This window comes from Burkholderia sp. Bp9004, from assembly GCF_003858025.1.
Taxonomy (GTDB): Bacteria; Pseudomonadota; Gammaproteobacteria; order Burkholderiales; family Burkholderiaceae; genus Burkholderia; species Burkholderia diffusa.
Genome location: NZ_QTQD01000012.1, coordinates 157,958 through 177,353 on the forward strand (window position 1 = coordinate 157,958; position 19,396 = coordinate 177,353).

Genomic DNA, 19,396 nt, shown 5'->3' on the forward strand with positions numbered 1-19,396 from the left:
CTGTCTTGAAGACGATTGGCCGGCGCGATTTTTTACCGGCGCCGCGCGCGGCCGCCGAGAAACACCGGGCACGCGTCACCGCGATGGCACGCCTCGAGGCATTCCGCGCAGTGCCGCTCCGCGTCGCGCACCATGAAATGCACGAGTGTCTGCGACACGTTCAACGCGCGCGCCGCGGTCTGCAGCGTCTCCTCGCGCAGCCGCACCATCTCGAACGCCACGCGGCTGCGCGCCGGCAGGTCGTCGAGCGCGGCCCACACGCGGCGCAGCGTGTCGCGCGTCATCAGCGCGGCCTCGGGCGTCGGTTCCGGCGACGGCACGTCGAAGCCGTCGTCCTCTTCCGTGTGATAGACGTTCTCGAGGCTTTGCCGGCGGCACGCATCGATCGACGCATTGCGCACCATCCGCGTCACGTATGCGATCGGCTGGCGCACCGCGTCCTGGTTCGGGAATTCGACGAGCTTCACGAACACGTCGTGCACGACGTCCTCGGCGCGGCTCGCACAACCGACGAAGCCGCGCGCGACGTTGACGAGCATCGCGCGATGGGCGATCAGCACGTCGAGCAGCGCGCCCTGCGCATGCGGCTCGACGGTACGGCGCGCCCGCGGCGCGGGACGCGACGGCAGGTCCGGATAACTGCCGAGGAACGGGTTCGCCGTTGCCGCTGCCGGTCGTTCGAGCACTTCCGCCATAGCCATCGATCTGCTCCGTCAAATTCCGAGATAGCGCAATTTAACGTAAACGCAAATCATTCTCAATCCGATTACGAGATGACCCTTTCGGTTGTCGGGATTTGTCTGATTAATTGACGGATTCGGTGTTTTGACGAACGGGACAGGCCGAACGACAGGATCTCGACGAAGACGCCTCCGCCACCGTCGCACGGCTCGTGCCGGCCACCGCCGAAGCACATCCGCGCCACGTGTGCGACTTCGTGCATCGCCATCACAAGGTGTGTCGCCCGGGTGCTTTGAGCGGCGCGCCGCGAGCCTGGAAAAAAGCGCCGGCATGCCGGCGCTTTCACGTGAGGTGCGTGCGGTGCGTCGAGCCGCGCTCGCGCGGCTCGCGTCAGTAGATGAACAGCCGGATCGTTGCAGTCGCATCGAACCGCCCGATCTTCGGCGGCCCGAACGACTTCAGCACCGCGTCCATCAATACGCTCTGGTTCATGACGTTGGACGGAAACTGAGCGAGGTTGAACTGTTGGTTGAACGGAATGGCCTTGCCCTGGCTGTCCTCGATGCCGATACCGAAATTGCTGTCCTTCGCCGGCACCAGCAAGCCGTTCTGAACCGGATAGCTCGTTTCGAAATATCCGTCGACGCGTACCGCGACGTTGCATTTCTTGGTCAACGACAACGAGAACCGCTTGCGCGGCACCGCCGGCATGAAGCCGTTGCCCACGGCCTGCACCTGTCCGAAATTGACGATGCCCGGTTCGGGCGTCACGAGCACGTCGACGAAGCACGGCGTCGGCTTGAGGTTGCGCAGGCCGCTCAGGCGGTACTGGAAGCTCTGGTTGTATGCATTCAGCCCGAACTCGCCGTCGAACTGGAATACCGTGTAGATATCGCTCGGTGGCTGGACCCAGTTGCCCTTCTTGCGCACGACGACCTGGTAGTCGATGCTGATACGGGTCTGCTCGCAACGTCCGCGATCGAAGTCGTACTTGCTGCACGGAGGCACCGAATAGCCGGTAAACACCCCTCCGCCGCGATTACTCGTCTTGTCGAAATAGTCAATTCCCTTGTAGCGGATGCCGATCTCCAGCCCCCACGCCGCCGGGTTCGTGCGATTCGGGTTCGCGTAGAAATAGATGTTGTCGACGACTTTCAGGCTGCCTGCATCGCCGAGGTCCTTGTAGCAATACCCTGACGTGGTGCGGACCGGCGACACCCAGATCACGTATCCGTCCGGCGCGTCGGTCGGATACGACGCGACACCGCCGATCGGCTCGGTCAGCGAGGTCGCACCGCTGTTCGTCAGGCATCTTAGCGCCCACGCCGGCTGCGCGGCCGCGACCAGCAATCCCAGCACGAGCCAGCGCAGCCACGCCGCCGGCAACCGCCGTTCGCGCATCCCGCCGCTCATTTCTTCACGCTCTTGCAGGCACCGGCCTCACACGCATACTCGACCGCCACCTGGCCGCCGTAGTCGTCCACGTGCGTAACGAACAACGTCGACGGCGTCGCGGCCTTGAACGGCACGTCGGCCGTGCTCATCGGGCTCACCATCACCGGGTCCAGCGGCACATGCGTCTTCTGCGCACCCGAAGCCACGTCGACGATCGTGATGTGATACGGCGTCGGATTGTCGAACACGAGCTTGTGCGCCCCCGCGTCGACGCGCAGCGTCATCGGCAGCGTCCAGTCCTCGTCGCGCGCGGGCTGCACGCCCTTCGGCCGGTAGAACAGCTTCATCTGCGTATGCAGCGCGATCTGCAGCGTGTTCGGCGTATCGGTCTTCGGCGGCACTTCGCGGATGTTCAGGTAGAACACCGATTCGCGATCGGCCGGCAGTTCGGTGCCCGGCAGCTTCGCGATGCGCAGCACGTTGCGCTCGTTCGCCTCGACGCGCTGCAGCGGCGGCACGACCATCAGCGGCGACGTGATCTTGTTGCCTCGCGTGTCCTCGAGCCACGATTGCACGAGATACGGATACGTCGTGCTCTTGTTCGTGATGGTGACGATCGCGGCCGGTTCGCCTTCGTTGAAGATCACGCGCGTGCGGTCCGGCACGATCGCCGCATGCGCGACGCCGGCGAGCAGCGCGCTGGCCACGGCCAGCATGCACGATGCGCGGCGCGGGAAGAAAAGAGAGAAAGCGTGGTTCATCGCTGGATCCGTCAAATCATCGTTCGGTCCGTGCGGCCGTTGCATGCGGCTCGCCGGGCGTCTGGCACGTCACCGGAATCGGCGTGCCTTCGAGTTGAAGCTGGTTGGGCAGTGCATTCACCGCGCACAGCGTGCGTTCGCCTGCACGCACCACGAGCGCGGATCTCGGCTGCACCTGGGTCAGGAACGCGGCGCCGGCTTCGCCGACGATGCCGAGCTCCTTGCCGTTCGCCGCGTCCTGCACGGATGCGCCGAACGGCACCGGCTTGCCGGCCGCATCGGTCAGCGTCAGGTACAGGTTGCTGCCGCGCGCGGTGGAGAACTTCACGAAGCCGATCGCGCCGTCGGTCAGCACCATGCGCTGGATCGGGTTCGACACCTGCACCTCGAGCGGCAGTTTCTCGACGTTGACTGTCGCGTCGTACACGTTGTACGGCGAGATCCCGTCGAGCACCGCATAGCCGCGCGAGTCGGTATGCGTGAGCGTGCCGGACAGCGGCACGTCGGGCACGCCGTCGGTCGATACCAGCAGGCGCGTATCGCCCGCGTTGCCGTTCGCATGCGCGGACACGCCGTACTGCGTCGCGACGAGCGAGCCGTCGACTTCGAGCGACGCGGCCGCGTACGCGTTGGCGAGCGTCGACGCCTGCGCGCTCAGCTGGTAGGTCGACGTGCGCTGGCGGAAGCTCGCGTTCGCCGACGCACGGCCGTCGGTCGCGCCCGCATTGATCTGGTAGGTGCGGCCGTCCGGATCGTCGTAGATGTAGCCCGCGTTCACGCTCGTGCTGCCGCTGCCCGTCGTCAGGTTCGACGTGACGGTGTGGCGGCCGCCGATCGGCAGCGTCGCGGTCACCGAGAACTGGTTGCCGCTCGCGCCCGCGCTCTGTGTGCGGAACGCGGACACGCTGACGTTCAGGTTGCGCAGTGCGCCGACCGAGAACGCGCGCGTCAGCGTGAGACCCACGCGCTGCTCGGACGAGCGCGCCCAGTAGGTCGTCTGGTCGTACGAGAAATAGGTCGACGTGTCGCCGAAGCGCTTCGACATCGTCGCCGAGTAGCGCTGCTTGCTGTTGGCGAGGCCATACGCGGTCGGGTCGCCGGAGAACTGTGCGAAGTTGGTGTACTCGCGCTCGGAGAAGCGATAGCCGAAGAAGCGCACGTCCGCATCGAGCCAGTCGAAGTGCTTCGAATAGTTGATACGGTACGAGTTGCCGTTGCGCGTCGCGCCGTTCCACCACAGCCGCGCGCGCGCGTGCGTGACGTCGGCCGACACCGCGCCGAACGTGCCGAAATCGCGGCCGACACCGAGCGCGATCGACGTATAGCCCGATGCGGCGATGAAGCCGCCGTACAGCGTGATGTCGAACGGCAACCCGTAGGCGGCTTCGCCGAACCCGAAGAACGGCGTGATGCCGGCGCCGCCGAACTGCCGTGGCTTGCCGACGGCAGCCTTGTAGCGCAGTTGTCCGGTGCGCGCGAGGAACGGCACGGCGGCCGTCGTCACCTGGAAGCGCTGCACGCTGCCGTCTTCCTCGTCGACCGTGACGTCGAGCGTGCCCTGCACGCTCGTATTGATGTTCTGCAGCGCGAACGCGCCGGGCGACACGCGCGTCACGTACAGCACGCGGCCCGCCTGCGACACGGTCACGGTCGCGTTGGTGCGCGCGACGCCCGAGATCAGCGGCGCATAGCCGCGCAGCGAAGGCGGCAGCATCCGGTCGTCGCTGCGGATCGATGCGCCGGTCAGCGCGAACGTGTCGAAAATGTCCGAGCTCAGGTAGTCGTCGCCGAACGTCACCGTCGACTGGATCGACGGTAGCGCGCGAAACGCATAAAGCCGGCTGAAGCGGAACGTGCGGTCCGCATACGCCGTGTTGCCCACGTTCGACTGCACCTGGTAGTCGCCGCGAAAGCGCCACGCATCCCAGTTCGCGCCGATCGTTCCGTAGGCCTGGACCGAATTCGTCTGTCCGCCGCCCGAACCGAAGTTGCGGTTCGTGTTCGCGATCACGCGATAGTCGAGCATCGCGCCCGGAATCCCGTCGGACCAGCTCGACGGCGGCAGGTACGTCGAATCGGTGAATTCGAGCGCGGCCTGCGGAATCGTGATCTTCAGCCGTCCGTCGCTCTTCAGGTAGCGCACGGTCGCGCCCTCGATCGCGCCGAGATCGACGCAACGTCCGCCCTGAAAGCGCGGCAGGTCCTTCGCGAGCGATGGTTTCAGCCCGAACCGCGCGACGAGTTCCGGCGGCAGGCACGGCTTGCCCGCGCCGGATGCGTCGAGCGCGATGAACTGGATCGCCTGCAGCCCGTAGAACAGGTCGTTGACCTGCACGTCGAGCATGTATTCGCCCGGCAGCGTGAAGTCGGGCTGCGAGAACTGCGACAGGTCGACGTTGTTCGTGCCGTCGATGTCGAGGAACGACGAATTGAATTCCGTCGCATGGCTCTGGCTGCCGACCACCAGCACGGAGACGCAAAGGAAGGAATGTCTGATTCGCACGCGGCGCTACCGGAAATCCGGGGAAGTAGTGACGTGAAGGAAAGGAAGCCGGAGAAAGGGTGCGGACACCCCTTCTCCGGTACGGCCGCTTACTGGTAGCGGACCGTGAAGTTCGCGACGCCGTCGGCCGTACCCGGCGTCACGCCGGCGGCCGTGGCTTCGTACATTGCCGCGAAGCGTGCGGTGTTGGTGCCGTTTTGCAGCAGGGTCGGCGCCTTCTGTTCGGCGCCGTTGTCGAGGTATTCGCCCGACGCGGCCTGCAGGCGGATGCCGACGTTGGTTGCCGAACCGATCGTGGCGAGCAGCTTCGGCTGGCCCGCGCTCGACGTGCCCGTGAACGTGAAGTACGCGTTCTGCGCGATGCTGGTGTCGCAGTCCGTCAGCTTGATGTCGAACGACACCGCGTCCGACTTGTCGCCGGCTTGCTTGAACTTGTTGGTCGGCACCTTGCCGAGCTGCACGGTCTGGTTGACGGAGTTCGAATCGATGCCGCATGCGCCCGCGACGATCTCGCCCGTGAAGTTGATCGTGCCGGTGCCCGCTGCGAAGGCCGAGGTGGACAGGGCTGCGAGTGCGACCGCGCTCAGGAGGGTTTTTTTCATGACGTTTTCCATGAGAATTGCAAAGGGAATGGACGACGTGGCGGATACAAAAGGCAGCGTGTGGTTGGCTCCCGTCCGTCACGAGGCGGCATTATCGAGATAGGAGTGAAAGAATTTTGTAAATCATTGTCAAATCTCAATGACAATCTTTGTTTTACGCATTTTTAAACCCCATTCCTTCCTGCCAATTCTCAATTACGACATTTTCTTCCGCAGTCCTTTTCTATTTTTCGGAACCGACTGAAAATTAAAGAAAATTCGTTTTATCGATTGAAATATACCGGCTTCTCTTTGCTGGGCAGGGACTTCCCAGATACCGGATGTGAGCCGACAAAATTCGGTCCGATCCCGCCATCGTTGCATGACAACAACGAAACAATTCAACGATTTTCAACCAACAAGAAATTAACTGGCGATATTCAACGACGCGAAACTTTCGCGCAAACGATTGCAATATCTGCACAAACGTTTCACTGCGACACTTCGTCGCCCCTGATTATTCGCAATGCGTGAATTAATCGAATCGTCAACCCGGAATTAAAGCGGCCGCATAAAGCCGTGCGCCGGGACGACATTCGCGACACTGGATGGAGTCGAAACTGGAGGAAGTCCGGCACGATCGGAGGCCGGCGGCGACGCAATCGGTCGCCGGGATGCGAGTCGAGTGAAAGGCGGCCCTTCAACCCGACTGCGTGGAGGAAAAACAGGCGCGACGAAGCGCGCATGCGCGTGTCGTCGATCGCGGCCGGTGACCCGACCGCAGCAACACCGACCGGGGTAGCGGCGACGCATCGCCATGCGCCGCCGCTACCTGCCCGGTCCCGGTCAAGACATCACGCGGCAGCTTCGCCAGCGGTGGCCGGCGCCCACCCGCCGCCCAGCGCACGATACAGCGCAATCGCATTCGCGAGCCTGCGCTCCTTGAGCCGGATCAGCTCCTGCCCCGACTCGTACGTGCTGCGCTGCGCGTCGAGCAGTTCGAGATACGTCGCGACGCCGCCCGCATAGCGGCGCTCGGCGAGCTTCAGCCGCGCGCCGTCGGCCGCATAGACGTCCTGCTGCGCCGCGAGCTGGCGATCGATCCAGTCGCGCGCGGCGAATGCGTCGGCCACTTCGCGGAATGCGGTCTGCACGGTCTTCTCGTATTCCGCGACCGCGATGTGCTTGCGTGCGTTCGCGACGTCGAGATTCGCGCGATTGCGGCCGCCCGCAAAGATCGGCAGCGTGATGCGCGGCGCGAACGTCCACACGCTCGTGCCGCCCGCGAACAGGCTCGAGAACGCATCGCTGACCGAACCGTAGTCGGTCGTCAGCGCGATGCGCGGGAAGAACGCCGCGCGCGCGGCGCCGATCTGCGCGTTCGCGGCCTTGAGCCGCGACTCGGCCTGCCGGATGTCCGGCCGCCGTTCGAGCAGCGCGCTCGGCGCGCCGGGCGCCACCGGCGCGATCGCGAGCGTGTCGAACGCGGTGCCGTCGGCCGGCACGGTGCGTGCAAAATCGCCGGCGAGCAATTGCAGCGCGCGCACCGACTGCGCGTGTTCGCGCTGCAGCGCGGCCTGCGACGCACGCGCGGACGCGACCAGCATCTCGGCCGAACGCAACTCGATCGCGTCGCTCGTGCCGGCCGCGTAGCGGCGCTGCGTGAGCGCGGCGATGCGCTCGCGCGCGTCGAGCGTGCGCTGCGCCAACGCCAGTTGCTCGCGCAACGACCGTTCGGAAACATACGCGCCGGCGACTTCGGCAATCACGCCGATGCGCACCGTGCGCTGCGCGTCGGCCGTCGCGAAATACTCGGCGAGCGCCGCATCGGACAGGTTGCGCACGCGGCCGAACAGGTCGAGCTCGTACGCGCTGACGCCGACGCCCGCGCGATACAGCCCGCTCACCGCGCTCTCGCGCACGACCGGGTCGTACTGGCGCGTGCGTTCGTAGCCGAGGCTCGCGTCGACCGACGGCATCAGGTCCGCGCGCTGCACGCCATACAGCGCGCGCGCTTCGTCGAGCCGGCCGGCCGCGATCCGCAGGTCGCGATTGTTGGCGAGCGCGGCATCGATCCACGCCTGCAACGCAGGATCGGTGAAATACGCGCGCCAGTCGTCGAGCAGCGCGGCATCGGCGGATGCAGCCGCCTCGACCGCCGGCTGCGTGTCGCCATCGACCGGCGTGTAGCTGGCCGGCACCGGCGCGGCGGGTCGCTCGTAGCGCGGTGCGAGCGAGCATCCGGCGAGCGCGAACGCGAGTGTGGCGACCAGCGCGACCCGAGCGCGCGGCGTCGCGCACGCCTTCAGGTAGAACGTCATTGCGAACCCTCCATCGTCGCCGGCTGGGATCCGCCGCGCCGGCGCGGGCCGACGTCGAACAGGCGACCGACGCTCACGAAAAACAGCGGGACGAGAAACACCGCGAGCACCGTCGCCGTGATCACGCCGCCGAGCACGCCGGTGCCGATCGCCATCTGCGCGCCCGATGCGGCGCCCGATGCGAACGCGAGCGGCAGCACGCCGACGCCGAACGCCAGCGACGTCATCACGATCGGCCGCAGCCGCAGGCGCGCGGCCTCGAGCGCGGCGTCGACGAGCGACATGCGCTGCGCGACCAGGTCCTTCGCGACTTCGACGATCAGGATCGCGTTCTTCGCGGACAACCCGATCGTCGCGATCAGCCCCACCTTGAAATAGATGTCGTTCGGCATCGCGCGCAGCGTGACGCCGAGCACCGCGCCGATCAGGCCGAGCGGCACGACCAGCATCACCGCGAACGGGATCGACCAGCTCTCGTAGAGCGCCGCGAGCGCGAGGAACACGACGAGCACCGACAGCGCGAACAGCATCGGCGCCTGCGCGCCCGACAGCCGCTCCTCGAACGACTGCCCCGACCACGCGTGGCCGATGCCGGCCGGCAGCTTCGCGGCGAGCCGCTCGATCGCGGCCATCGCCTCGCCACTGCTGTGGCCGGCCGCGGCCGAGCCGTTGATCGTGAACGACGGATAGCCGTTGTAGCGCGTGAGCTGCGGCGGCCCGAGCGTCCAGTGCAGCGTCGCGAACGCCGCGAGCGGCACCATCTCGCCGCGCGCGTTGCGCACGCGCAGCTTCTTCACGTCGTCCGGATCGAGCCGGCGCAGCCCGTCGGCCTGCACGATCACGCGGCGCACCTGCGTGCCGTGCATGAAGTCGCCGATGTAGTCGGAGCCGAACATCACCGCGAGCGTCGTGTTGATCTCGTCCATCGACACGCCGAGCGCCGACGCCTTCGCTCGATCGATGTCGAGTTTGAGCTGCGGCGCATCCTGCGTGCCGGCGAACATCAGGTCGGTGAGCGCCGGATCCTTGCCGCCCGCCGCGAGCAGTTGCTCGCGCGCGGCACTAAACGCGGCGTAGTCGAGCCCGCTGCGATTCTGCAGCCGGAAGTCGAAGCCGCTCGTCGAACCGAGATCGGGCAGCGCCGGCGAGTTCATCGCGAACACCGTGGTGTTCGCCGCACCCGCGAAGCGCTCGTTGATGCGCGCGACGATCGCCTGCACGTGATCGCGCCCGGCCTTGCGTTCCTTCCAGTTCTTCAGCGTGACGAAGATCATCCCGCCGTTCGGCCCTTCGCCGTATAGGTTGAAGCCGCCAAGCGCGAACGTATATGCGGCCGGCTCGTCGTTGCGGATATACGACTCGACCTCGCGCACGCTCTGCATCGTTTCCGCGAGCGGCGTGCCCTGCGGCCGGATCACCATCACCATGAAGTTGCCCTGGTCCTCGTCGGGCACGAACGCGGTCGGCAGTTGCGTGAGCATCAGCGCGGCCGCCGCGGTCAGCGCGCCGTACACGACGAGCCAGCGCACCGGCTTCTTCAGCATCGTGCCGACGCGCGTCGCATAGCGCTGCGTCGCACGCGCGACGAAGCGGTTGAACCAGCCGAAGAAACCGCGCTTCTCGTGATGGTCGCCGGACACCGGCTTGAGCAGCGTCGCGCACAGCGCGGGCGTCAGCGACAGCGCGAGAAACGCCGAGAAGCCGATCGATACCGCGAGCGCGAGCGCGAACTGCCGGTAGATGTTGCCCACCGCGCCGCCGAAGAACGCCATCGGCACGAACACCGACGTCAGCACGACCGTGATGCCGACGATCGCGCCGCTGATCTGCGTCATCGCCTTGACGGTCGCGTCGTAGGGCCCGAGCCCCTCCTCGACCATCAGCCGCTCGACGTTCTCGACGACGACGATCGCATCGTCGACGAGGATGCCGATCGCGAGCACCATCCCGAACATCGTCAGCACGTTGATCGAGAAGCCGGCCGCGTACATCACACCGAACGTGCCCGCGAGCGCGACCGGCACGACCAGCGTCGGGATCAGCGTCGCGCGCAGGTTCTGCATGAACAGGAACATCACGAGGAACACCAGCACGCCGGCCTCGATCAGCGTCGTGACGACCTTGTTCATCGACACGCGCACGAACGACGACGTCTCGTACGGGATCTGGTATTTCACGCCCGGCGGGAAGTACGCGGACAGCGCGTCCATCGTCGCGCGCACGCGCTTCTCGGTTGCCACCGCGTTGGAGCCCGGCGCGAGCTTGATGCCCATCCCGGTCGCGGTCTTGCCGTTCACGTACGACGGATAGTTGTAGTCGTTGCCGCCGAACTCGACGCGCGCGACATCGCGCAGGTAGAGCGCCGAGCCGTCCGGCTGCGTGCGCAGCGCGATCGCGCCGAAGTCGGCCGGCGTCTTCAGCGGCGCGTCGGCGAACACCGTCGCCGCGATCGGCGCGGTGTCCGGCACCGCGCCGCGGCCGATGTCGCCGATCGTCACGCGCGCGTTGTGCGCGCGCACGGCCGACGAGATATCCGACGCGGTGAGGCCGTGCCCGGCCATCTTCACCGGGTCGGGCCAGATCCGCATCGCATATTCGGCGCCCCAGAACTGCACGCGGCCGACGCCGTCGACGCGGCGCAGCGCCTGCACGACGTTCGCCGACGCGTATTCGCCGAGCTGCACGTCGGTCATCCGGCCGTCGTCCGACGTCAGCGACACGACGAGCTGGATGTTGTCAGCGGCCTTCTCGACCTGGATGCCGTCGCGCCGCACGGGCTCGGGCAGCCGCGCCTCGACGGTCTTCAGCCGGTTCTGCACCTCGACGGCCGCGAGATCGGCGTTGACGCCCTGCTTGAACGTCAGGTACAGCGACGCGGCGCCGGCGCTGCTCGTCGCGGACGTGTACAGCAGCCCCGGCGCGCCGTTCATCTCGCGCTCGATCAGCGCGGTCACCGATTCCTCGACGACCTGCGCGGACGCGCCCGGGTACGTCGCATAGATGCTGACGACGGGTGGCGCGATGTCCGGGTACTGCGCGACGGGCAGCGCGCGTATCGCGAACGCGCCGCCGAGCATGATGAAGAGTGCGATCACCCACGCGAAGACGGGGCGATCGATGAAGAAACGTGCCATGTTGGTCTCGGTAAACCGGTCAGGTTTGACGGGCGGCCGCCTGTGACGCAGCCTTCGTCGGCGTTGCCTGCTCGACGGGCTTGACGGCGGTATCGGGGGCGAACTGCGCGGCGTTGTCGACGATCACGCGCTCGCCGCCCGCGAGGCCGCGCGTGATGCGCCACTCGCGTCCGCTCATCCGGTCGGCAACGACCTCGACGTCCTTCACCTTGCCGTTCGTGCCGACCACGCGCACCGACGTGCGGTCGGCCGTGCGCAGCAGCGCATCGCGCGGCACGAGGATCGCGCGCTGGTCGACGGCCGCGTCGAGCGCGATCCGCACGTACGCGCCCGGCAGCAGTTCGCGTTCGGGATTCGGGAACAGCGCGCGCATCTCGACGGTATCGGTGGTCGGGTCGACCGCGAGATCGCTGAACAGCAGCCTGCCCTTCAGCGGATACGCGGTGCCGTCGGCACGCAACAGCGTCACCGTGACGTCGTGCTGCGCGATGCCCGTCGCGCGACCGCTCTTCACCGCGCGGCGCAACGCATCGACGTCGGCCGCCGGCTGCGAGAAATTCACGTAGATCGGATCGAGCTGCTCGACGGTCGTGAGCGGCGTCGCCTGGTCCTGGCCGACGAGCGCACCTTCGGTCACGAGCGCGCGCCGCGCGCGGCCCGAAATCGGCGCGGTGACGGTTGCATAGTCGAGCTGCAGTTGCGCGCGGGCGAGTTCGGCCTTCGCCGAAGCGACGCCGGCCTTCGCCTGCGCGTCGTCGGCAACGGCCTCCGTGTGATCGCGCTCGCTGACCGCATGGTCGCGCACCAGGTCGTCGTAACGGCGGCGCTTGTCGCTCGCCGCGAGCGCGGCGGCCTGCGCCTTCGCGAGCGCGCCCTGTGCTGCGTCGCGTGCGGCCTTCAGCGGTGCCGGGTCGATGCGGAACAGCACCGCGCCCTGCTTCACTTCCTGCCCTTCTTCGTAAGTCCGCGCGGTGACGATGCCGGCGACCCGCGCACGCACTTGCGCTTGCCGATACGCGTCGAGCCGGCCGGGCAATTCGACGGTCATCGGCACGGCCGTCGGACGCACCGTGACGACCGTCGCGTGCTGAATGGCCTCCGGCGCCTTGTCCTGTTCGCCCTTTCCGCATCCGGTCACGAGCAGCGTGGCTGCGAGCGCGAACGGCGCCAGCCGAAGGCGGCGCCGCAGGGAGCGTTTGTTGTTCATGTATGACCTCGGATCGTTCGCCGCCGATACAATGCGGCGGCTCAGGGTGGCCGATTATAATCAGTCACGACTGATTAAATACATGTGGTTGCAATCCGACCGCGTCACTGTGTCAATTAAGCGACAGCGAACTGTAAGGAAATTCACGCCATGGCCCGCAAGACCCGGGAAGAATCGCTCGCCATCAAGCACCGGATCCTCGACGCCGCCGAGCTCGTCCTGCTCGAGAAAGGCGTCGCGCAAACCGCGATGGCGGACCTCGCCGAGGCCGCCGGGATGTCGCGGGGCGCCGTGTACGGCCACTACCGCAACAAGATGGAAGTGTGTCTCGCGATGTGCGACCGCGCGTTCGCACGCACGTCGGAAGGCTTCGACACGGTCGACAGCCTGCCCGCGTTCGCCACGCTGCGCCGGGCGGCGTCGCACTACCTGCAGCGATGCGGCGAGCCGGGCTCGATGCAGCGCGTGCTCGTGATCCTCTATACGAAGTGCGAACAGAGCGAGGAGAACGGCGCGCTGCTGCGGCGCCGCATGCTGCTCGAGCTGCAGATACTGCGCATCACCAAGGCACTGCTGCGCCGCGCGATCGCGGCCGGCGAACTCGCCGCCGATCTCGACGTGCATCTCGCGGCCGTCTATCTCGTGTCGCTGCTCGAAGGCGTGTTCGCGTCGATGATCTGGACCAACCGGTTGCGCGGCAATTTGTGGAACGACGCGGAAGCGATGCTCGACGCCGGCTTCGACGCGGTCAGAACGTCCAGCGCGCTACGGGTGCCCGCGCAAAAATTGCCTGCTTGAAGAAAAGCCGCGCAATAAATGCTGATTTAACCCGATTTACCGCAGTGCGAAACGAATGAGCTGACCCTCTTTAAAATTTTTAACGTTTCGCGGAACATCGGTAGACTGACGCTGTCATCTTTCTTTAGCGTCTTCGTGGTAATCCGGGTGCGACCCGGAAAGTTCACGCCGCCGTTCGAAGCGGGCCTGCCCGCGAGTTGGGTCGAACGGAAACGACACAGGCCCCTGGCGGGGCCTGTTTTGTTGCACGCCCGTCGCCTGCCCCCGTCGCCACCCGGCGGACATGCCGCCGATGGCTCCCGCCCACACCTCTTTGAACCGCTTTCCTGGATGTGGACACCTTTGGTCAAGCCTGCCGCAACCCCTGATGCTTTCGCGCCCGGCCGCGCGCAGCGCCTCGTGCGCGCGCTCGTGCCGGCCGCCGTCCTCGGCGCCCTCGCCGCCTTCGGTCTCGCCGCCGCGCTGCCGGCCGTCTCGCAACTGCCGGGGGCTGTCGATTCGGGCACGGCCGCGCTGCCGCAGCGCGTGCTGTCCGACACGCCGTTTCCCACCGCGCAGCATTTCGTGACGAGCGAACTCGCGCGCACGATCGGCGAGCGCAACGAACTCAATGAACGCGGCGAGCGCAGCCTGCAGCCGGGCCTGTTCGCGCCGCTCAGCGCGCACCGCAACGACATGCTCGGCTATACGAGCCTGTTCCAGTTCGCGCCGCCCGAACAGCAGCACGGGATGCGCGCCGGCGACATCGAACTCACGCTGTCCGATACGCTGAACCGTCTCGACGTACCGCCCGAGGTGCGCATCCAGCTCGGCGATCTCGTCACCGGCAAGGTCGATATGCGCGCCGGCGCACGGCGCGGCGACTACTACCGCCTCGCGTACGACACCAACAACGGCACGCCGCACCTCACCGCGCTCGAGCTGCGCGTCGCGGGCCGCACGTTCGGCGCGATCTGGTTCCGCGCGCCGGGCGCCGACCACGGCGCGTACTACACGCTCGACGGCGCACCGCTCGAGGCGGCCGCGTTCACGATGCCCGTCAAGTGGACGCGCATCAGCTCCTTCTTCGGCGAACGCATCCACCCGCTGTCGCAGGCGATGGCGTTCCATACCGGCGTCGACCTCGCCGCGCCGTCCGGCACGCCGGTCAATGCGGCGGCCGATGGCGTCGTGTCGTTCGTCGGCACCGATCCGGGCGGCTACGGCCACTACGTGATCGTCGATCACGCGGACGGTTATTCGACCTACTACGCACACCTGTCCGCGTACGCGCGCGGACTGAAGACCGGCGAAACCGTGAAGCAGGGGCAACGCCTCGGCTCGGTCGGGATGACCGGCGCGGCCACCGGCCCGCATCTGCACTTCGAAGTGCGCGTCGCGAACGATCCGGTCGATCCGCTCGTCACGCTCGCGAACGCGCAGACCGGGCTGTCCGACATGCAGCTCACGGCGTTCCGCCAGGAAGCGACGCAATGGCGCTTCCGCCTCGCGTCGATCAATACGACGCCGTTCGCATTCGCGCAGACCGACGGCCCGCTGTGGGGCGACTTCGCGACCGGTCCGTCGACGCTGCGCGCGGTCTTCGATACGCACTACAGCGCGTCCTGACGCCGACGCACCGACGCACCACGAGCCTCATCACGCCCGTCGCCGCTCGAGCAGCGGCGACGCGGCCCGCAGCGGATCTCCGCAAGCGCCCGATCTTCATCGCCAGCCATGCGCCGCAGGCATCGCACGCGCCCGCCGTCACCGCGCGGGTTCCGTGCGCTCGGCCGCCGCCCGCGCGACGCGCTCCGCACGCGGGCGACGCGACAGCAGCCAGCGCGCCGCGCCGTCGAGCGAGGTGCACAGCACCAGATAGATCGCCGCGACGAACAGGAAGATCGGCGCCGGATAGACCATCAGCCGGTTGTTCACCTGCGTCGCGACGAACGACAGTTCCGGCACGCCGACGATGTACGCGAGCGACGTGTCCTTCACGAGCGCGACCCACTGGTTGACGAACGACGGCGTCATGATCCGGATCGCCTGCGGCAGCAGCACGTAGCGCACGGTCTGCCAGCGCGTGAGCCCGAGCGACAGCCCCGCCTGCCACTGCCCGTCGCCTGCCGCGACGATGCCCGCATGCACGGCATGCGCGAGATACGCACCGCCGATCAGCGCCAGCGCGCACACGACCGTCGCGAGCCCCGGCACGTCCATGTGCAGCAGCATCGGCATCAGGAAATACGTCCAGAAGATCAGCATCAGCACGGGAATCGCGCGGAAGAAGCCGATGAGCGCGAGCAGCAGCACGCGCAGCGGGCCGCGCGCGAGCGCCATCGCAACGCCGAGCGCTACGCCCAGCACCGCGGACGCGAGCGCCGATGCGATCGCGAGCATGAGCGACAGCGCGGCACCGCCGAGCGGGCCGTCCGGGAACGCGCCGACGAGCAGGTACGGCAGGTTGTCGAGCAGCAGCGAGAAGTCCATCGTCAGCGCTCCGCCCCGAGCCGGTCGCGCCATTGCGTGGCCGCATATGCGCCGGCCTCGATCGCGGCCACGGCGGCGATGTACAGCACGGTCGCGACACCGAACGCGGCGAAGGTCTTGAACGTCTCGGTCTCGACCTGCCGCGACGCATACGACAGCTCGGCGACGCCGATCGCCATCGCGAGCGACGAGTTCTTCACGAGATTCATGTATTGGCCGAACAACGGCGGCAGCGCGATGCGCACGGCCTGCGGCAGCACGACGTAGCGCAGCGACTGCATTGGCGTGAGGCCGAGCGCCGCAGCCGCATCGTGCTGCGCGCGGCGCACGCCGCGCAGCCCGGCTTCGCACTCCTCCGCGACGAACGCGGCCGTGTACGCGCTCAACCCGAACCAGCCCGCGACGAACTCGAACGACGGCCACGCAAGCGTGAACGGGCCCGCACTCAGTTGATGGCGCGCGTTCAGCCACGCGACCCACGTATCGGGCAGCAACGACGCGACGCCGAAATACCAGAACAACAACTGCACGAGCAGCGGCGTGTTGCGGAACGCGACGACGTAACCGGCCGCCAGCGTACGCGGCACGGCGCCGCGCGCATGCCGCATGACGGCGAGCAGCAGCCCGCCGACGGTCGCGGCGAGTGCCGACGCGGCCGCGAGGCCGAGCGTCAGCAGGAAGCCCTGCCAGAGCCAGGACAGATATTTGGGAGCCAACCCGAGCATGCCGTGGTGCGCGCGCGAAGCGCGCGATCGAAAAGAAACGGAAGGCGCCGCGGCCCCTGCGCATCGGCGTGGCCGGCGGCGGAACGCGGCGCACCTGGCGTGGGACTCAGGTCTTGTCGCCGATGCGGAAGATGCGCGTGAGCGGCGTCTTCGTCGTCGGCCCGAACCACGCGTCGTAGATCTGCCCCGCGCGGCCGTTTGCCTCGAGGCCCTTCAGCGTGTCGTTGACGAAGCCGAGCAGGCGTGTCTCGCCCTTCGGCACGCCGACGCCCATGTAGTCGTTCGAGATCGTGAACGCCGGGATCTCGTAGTTCTGCTTGTCGGGCACGTTCGCGAGCAGGCCGATCAGTTTCGGCCCGTCCTGCGTGATCGCCTGCACGTTGCCGGCGCGCAGCGCGGCGAACGCGAACGGCGTGTCGTCGTACGCGACGATCGTCGCTTTCGGGAATTTCTCGCGCAGCGTGATTTCGTTCGTCGTGCCCTTGTCCGCGCCGACGCGCAGGCTGTTCAACTGGTCGGCCGATTTCAGCACGCCCTTCTTCGCGAGAAACTGCTGGCCCGACGAGAAATACGGGATGCTGAAGTCGACCTGCTTCGCGCGCTCGTCGGTGATCGTGAAGTTCGCGAGCACCAGGTCGACCTTGCCGGAAGTCAGGAACGGAATGCGGTTCGCAGGATTGGTCGGCTGCAGTTGCAGCTTCACGCCGAGCTTGTCGGCCAATGCCTTCGCATAGTCGACGTCGAGGCCGACGATGTGATTGCTCTTGCCGTCGACATAGCCGAACGGCGGATTGCTGTCGAAGGTCGCGACGCGCAGCACGCCGGCCTTCCTGATGTCGTCGAGGCGGTCCGCGTGCGCGACCGTGCCGGCCGTGACGAGGGCGGCCCCGACGAGCCACGTAGCGAGAGTGTGGATTTTCATGAGCACGACCTGAATTGTTTTGAAGGCCGCCGCGGATCGCGCGGCGGCCGGTTCGAGGAACATCGCGACGCTGTGTGTCGTCGCGAAGCCGCTAACGTATCAGCGCGTGCGGCGATTCCGAACCAACAAATGGTGCTTTGCTCTGCGGCTTTCGTGATGAGTCTTGCAGACGGCGGGCACCGCGGAACGCTTCGAAAAAAAAGACGCCCGCTGCACGCAGCGGGCGCGAATCCCAGTCAAGGAGGTGTCACACGAACTACGGGTTCAGAATAAAAGCACCGCCCGCGGCGAACAACGAAGCGATTCCGATATCGATATCGCGCGTCCCGCGATGAGCTTGCACGCGTCCATGCGAAGCCGTCGCGCATGAAAAAACGGCGCGCCGCCTGTGAGGCGGAGCGCCGTCCCGTTGCACGTTGCCGGTCGATGCGGGCAGCCTCGCGAGGCTGCCCCGCCGATCACGGCTCGTGACGCAGATACCCTACCTTGCTCGGATCGCGCATCCGCCACGACACGAGCAGCGAGATCGCGCACAGCGCGGTCACATACCAGTAGAAGGTTTCCTCGCTGCCCTTCGACTTGAACCACAGCGCGACATACTCGGCCGAGCCGCCGAAGATCGCGTTCGCGACCGCATACGACAGGCCGACGCCCATCGCGCGCACTTCGGGCGGGAACATCTCGGCCTTGATGAGGCCGCTGATCGACGTGTAGAAGCTGACGATCGCGAGCGCGATCGTGATCAGCACGAACGCGGCCGTCGGGCTCGTTACGGTCTTCAGCGCGTGCATCAGCGGCACCGTGCCGATCACCGCGAACACGCCGAACAGGATCATGGACGTGCGGCGGCCGATCTTGTCGGACAGCGCGCCGAACACCGGCTGGATCAGCATATAGACGAGCAGCGCGACGGTCATCACGTTGCTGGCCGTCTTCGCATGCATGCCGGCCGTGTTCACCAGGTACTTCTGCATGTACGTGGTGAACGTGTAGAAGATCAGCGAACCGCCGGCCGTGAAGCCGACCACCGTGAAGAAGGCGCCCTTGTGACGCCACACGCCGCGGATCGTGCCCGCATCCTTCTTGTCGCGCGATGCGCTCGTCGACGTCTCGTCGAGCGATTTGCGCAGGTACAGCGAGATCAGCGCGGCAGCCGCGCCGCAGACGAACGGAATGCGCCAGCCCCACGCCTTCAGTTCGTCATTCGACAGCGCCTGCTGCAGGATCACCAGCACCAGCAGCGCGCACAGCTGGCCGCCGATCAGCGTCACGTACTGGAACGACGCGAAGAAGCCGCGCCGCCCCTTAAGCGCGACCTCACTCATGTAGGTCGCGCTCGTCCCGTATTCGCCGCCCACCGACAGGCCCTGGAACAGACGCGCGACCAGCAGCAGCGCCGGTGCGAGCGCGCCGATCTGCGCGTAGGTCGGCAGCACCGCGATCACGAGCGAGCCGCCGCACATCATCAGCACCGAGATCATCATCGCCGCGCGGCGGCCATGACGGTCGGCGATGCGGCCGAACAGCCAGCCGCCGATCGGACGCATCAGGAAGCCGGCCGCGAACACGCCGGCCGTGTTCAGCAGTTGCGTCGTCGTGTTGCCGCTCGGGAAGAACGCCGGTGCGAAGTACAGCGCGCAGAACGAGTAGATGTAGAAGTCGAACCACTCGACGAGGTTGCCCGACGAGGCGCCGACGATGGCGAATACGCGCCGCCGGGTGTCTTGCGCGGACAGCGCAGCTTGGTCGGTCTGGACGTCCATGGGTTGGTCTGTTCCTTTTAGTGCTTTCTGGGCGAGACGGCTGGGGCCGCCGCGTGCGGTCGCACGTGGCACCGGTTCCGGCGCACGGCGCTACGGGATTTTAGCGAAATGTAAAGTAACAGGCTTTCCGGGT

Annotated in this window: 14 protein-coding genes; 2 read left to right on the plus strand and 12 right to left on the minus strand. The window is 66.8% G+C overall.

The window, feature by feature from the left end; translation table 11 throughout:
- Positions 1–32: 32 nt before the first annotated feature.
- From DIE08_RS15975 to DIE08_RS16015, 8 genes are all read right to left on the minus strand, one after another.
- A complete protein-coding gene (locus DIE08_RS15975) occupies positions 33–701 on the minus strand; it encodes an RNA polymerase factor sigma-70 (RefSeq protein WP_124902468.1) in 669 nt (222 codons plus the stop codon).
- A gap of 370 nt (positions 702–1,071) precedes the next feature.
- Complete coding sequence (locus DIE08_RS15985) at positions 1,072–2,094, minus strand: fimbrial protein (protein WP_124902470.1); 1,023 nt, start codon at positions 2,092–2,094, stop codon at positions 1,072–1,074.
- Positions 2,091–2,837 carry a molecular chaperone gene (locus tag DIE08_RS15990; RefSeq protein WP_124902471.1) on the minus strand — a complete coding sequence of 249 codons (747 nt, stop codon included), beginning with the start codon at positions 2,835–2,837 and terminating at the stop codon, positions 2,091–2,093. The genes DIE08_RS15985 and DIE08_RS15990 overlap by 4 nt, the downstream gene beginning before the upstream one ends.
- A 16-nt stretch (positions 2,838–2,853) precedes the next feature.
- Complete coding sequence (locus DIE08_RS15995) at positions 2,854–5,307, minus strand: fimbria/pilus outer membrane usher protein (protein WP_124902483.1); 2,454 nt, start codon at positions 5,305–5,307, stop codon at positions 2,854–2,856.
- A gap of 122 nt (positions 5,308–5,429) precedes the next feature.
- Complete coding sequence (locus tag DIE08_RS16000) at positions 5,430–5,942, minus strand: fimbrial protein (RefSeq protein WP_124626140.1); 513 nt, start codon at positions 5,940–5,942, stop codon at positions 5,430–5,432.
- Positions 5,943–6,775: 833 nt separating this feature from the next.
- Positions 6,776–8,242: an efflux transporter outer membrane subunit gene (locus tag DIE08_RS16005; protein ID WP_124902472.1), complete on the minus strand. Its 1,467-nt coding sequence runs from the start codon at positions 8,240–8,242 to the stop codon at positions 6,776–6,778.
- Positions 8,239–11,376 (minus strand): multidrug efflux RND transporter permease subunit, encoded by a 3,138-nt coding sequence (locus DIE08_RS16010; protein WP_124902473.1) that lies wholly within the window; start codon positions 11,374–11,376, stop codon positions 8,239–8,241. Before DIE08_RS16010 ends, DIE08_RS16005 begins: the two co-directional genes overlap by 4 nt.
- A 19-nt stretch (positions 11,377–11,395) precedes the next feature.
- On the minus strand, positions 11,396–12,583 hold the full coding sequence (locus DIE08_RS16015) for a MexX/AxyX family multidrug efflux RND transporter periplasmic adaptor subunit (protein WP_124902474.1): 1,188 nt from the start codon (positions 12,581–12,583) through the stop codon (positions 11,396–11,398).
- A gap of 150 nt (positions 12,584–12,733) precedes the next feature.
- On the opposite strand from DIE08_RS16015, the gene DIE08_RS16020 reads away from it, so the two are divergent.
- Together DIE08_RS16020 and DIE08_RS16025 are read left to right on the plus strand one after the other, a co-directional pair.
- Positions 12,734–13,381 carry a TetR family transcriptional regulator gene (locus DIE08_RS16020; protein ID WP_059606696.1) on the plus strand — a complete coding sequence of 216 codons (648 nt, stop codon included), beginning with the start codon at positions 12,734–12,736 and terminating at the stop codon, positions 13,379–13,381.
- Between the two features lie 330 nt (positions 13,382–13,711).
- On the plus strand, positions 13,712–14,989 hold the full coding sequence (locus tag DIE08_RS16025) for a M23 family metallopeptidase (RefSeq protein ID WP_124902475.1): 1,278 nt from the start codon (positions 13,712–13,714) through the stop codon (positions 14,987–14,989).
- A gap of 138 nt (positions 14,990–15,127) precedes the next feature.
- Here the strand turns inward: DIE08_RS16025 and DIE08_RS16030 are convergent, their stop codons facing one another.
- The 4 genes from DIE08_RS16030 to DIE08_RS16045 all read right to left on the minus strand — a co-directional run bounded on the left by DIE08_RS16030 (position 15,128) and on the right by DIE08_RS16045 (position 19,263).
- Positions 15,128–15,853 (minus strand): amino acid ABC transporter permease, encoded by a 726-nt coding sequence (locus DIE08_RS16030; protein ID WP_124902476.1) that lies wholly within the window; start codon positions 15,851–15,853, stop codon positions 15,128–15,130.
- A gap of 2 nt (positions 15,854–15,855) precedes the next feature.
- Positions 15,856–16,578, minus strand: a complete 723-nt coding sequence (locus tag DIE08_RS16035) for an amino acid ABC transporter permease (RefSeq protein ID WP_124902477.1) — start codon at positions 16,576–16,578, stop codon at positions 15,856–15,858.
- 106 nt (positions 16,579–16,684) lie between these two features.
- Entirely contained in the window at positions 16,685–17,500 is an 816-nt protein-coding gene (locus DIE08_RS16040; protein ID WP_059606940.1) for an ABC transporter substrate-binding protein, read from the minus strand.
- A 458-nt stretch (positions 17,501–17,958) separates the two neighbouring features.
- On the minus strand, positions 17,959–19,263 hold the full coding sequence (locus DIE08_RS16045; protein WP_124626126.1) for an MFS family transporter: 1,305 nt from the start codon (positions 19,261–19,263) through the stop codon (positions 17,959–17,961).
- Positions 19,264–19,396 lie beyond the last annotated feature (133 nt).

Excerpts from the sequence above, each read along its gene's own strand:
- DIE08_RS15975 (WP_124902468.1), bottom strand. The coding sequence starts at position 701 with ATGGCTATGGCGGAAGTGCTCGAACGACCGGCAGCGGCAACGGCGAAC.
- DIE08_RS15985 (WP_124902470.1), bottom strand. The coding sequence starts at position 2,094 with ATGAGCGGCGGGATGCGCGAACGGCGGTTGCCGGCGGCGTGGCTGCGC.
- DIE08_RS15990 (WP_124902471.1), bottom strand. The coding sequence starts at position 2,837 with ATGAACCACGCTTTCTCTCTTTTCTTCCCGCGCCGCGCATCGTGCATG.
- DIE08_RS16000 (WP_124626140.1), bottom strand. The coding sequence starts at position 5,942 with ATGAAAAAAACCCTCCTGAGCGCGGTCGCACTCGCAGCCCTGTCCACC.
- DIE08_RS16005 (WP_124902472.1), bottom strand. The coding sequence starts at position 8,242 with ATGACGTTCTACCTGAAGGCGTGCGCGACGCCGCGCGCTCGGGTCGCG.
- DIE08_RS16010 (WP_124902473.1), bottom strand. The coding sequence starts at position 11,376 with ATGGCACGTTTCTTCATCGATCGCCCCGTCTTCGCGTGGGTGATCGCA.
- DIE08_RS16015 (WP_124902474.1), bottom strand. The coding sequence starts at position 12,583 with ATGAACAACAAACGCTCCCTGCGGCGCCGCCTTCGGCTGGCGCCGTTC.
- DIE08_RS16020 (WP_059606696.1), top strand. The coding sequence starts at position 12,734 with ATGGCCCGCAAGACCCGGGAAGAATCGCTCGCCATCAAGCACCGGATC.
- DIE08_RS16025 (WP_124902475.1), top strand. The coding sequence starts at position 13,712 with ATGTGGACACCTTTGGTCAAGCCTGCCGCAACCCCTGATGCTTTCGCG.
- DIE08_RS16030 (WP_124902476.1), bottom strand. The coding sequence starts at position 15,853 with ATGGACTTCTCGCTGCTGCTCGACAACCTGCCGTACCTGCTCGTCGGC.
- DIE08_RS16035 (WP_124902477.1), bottom strand. The coding sequence starts at position 16,578 with ATGCTCGGGTTGGCTCCCAAATATCTGTCCTGGCTCTGGCAGGGCTTC.
- DIE08_RS16040 (WP_059606940.1), bottom strand. The coding sequence starts at position 17,500 with ATGAAAATCCACACTCTCGCTACGTGGCTCGTCGGGGCCGCCCTCGTC.
- DIE08_RS16045 (WP_124626126.1), bottom strand. The coding sequence starts at position 19,263 with ATGGACGTCCAGACCGACCAAGCTGCGCTGTCCGCGCAAGACACCCGG.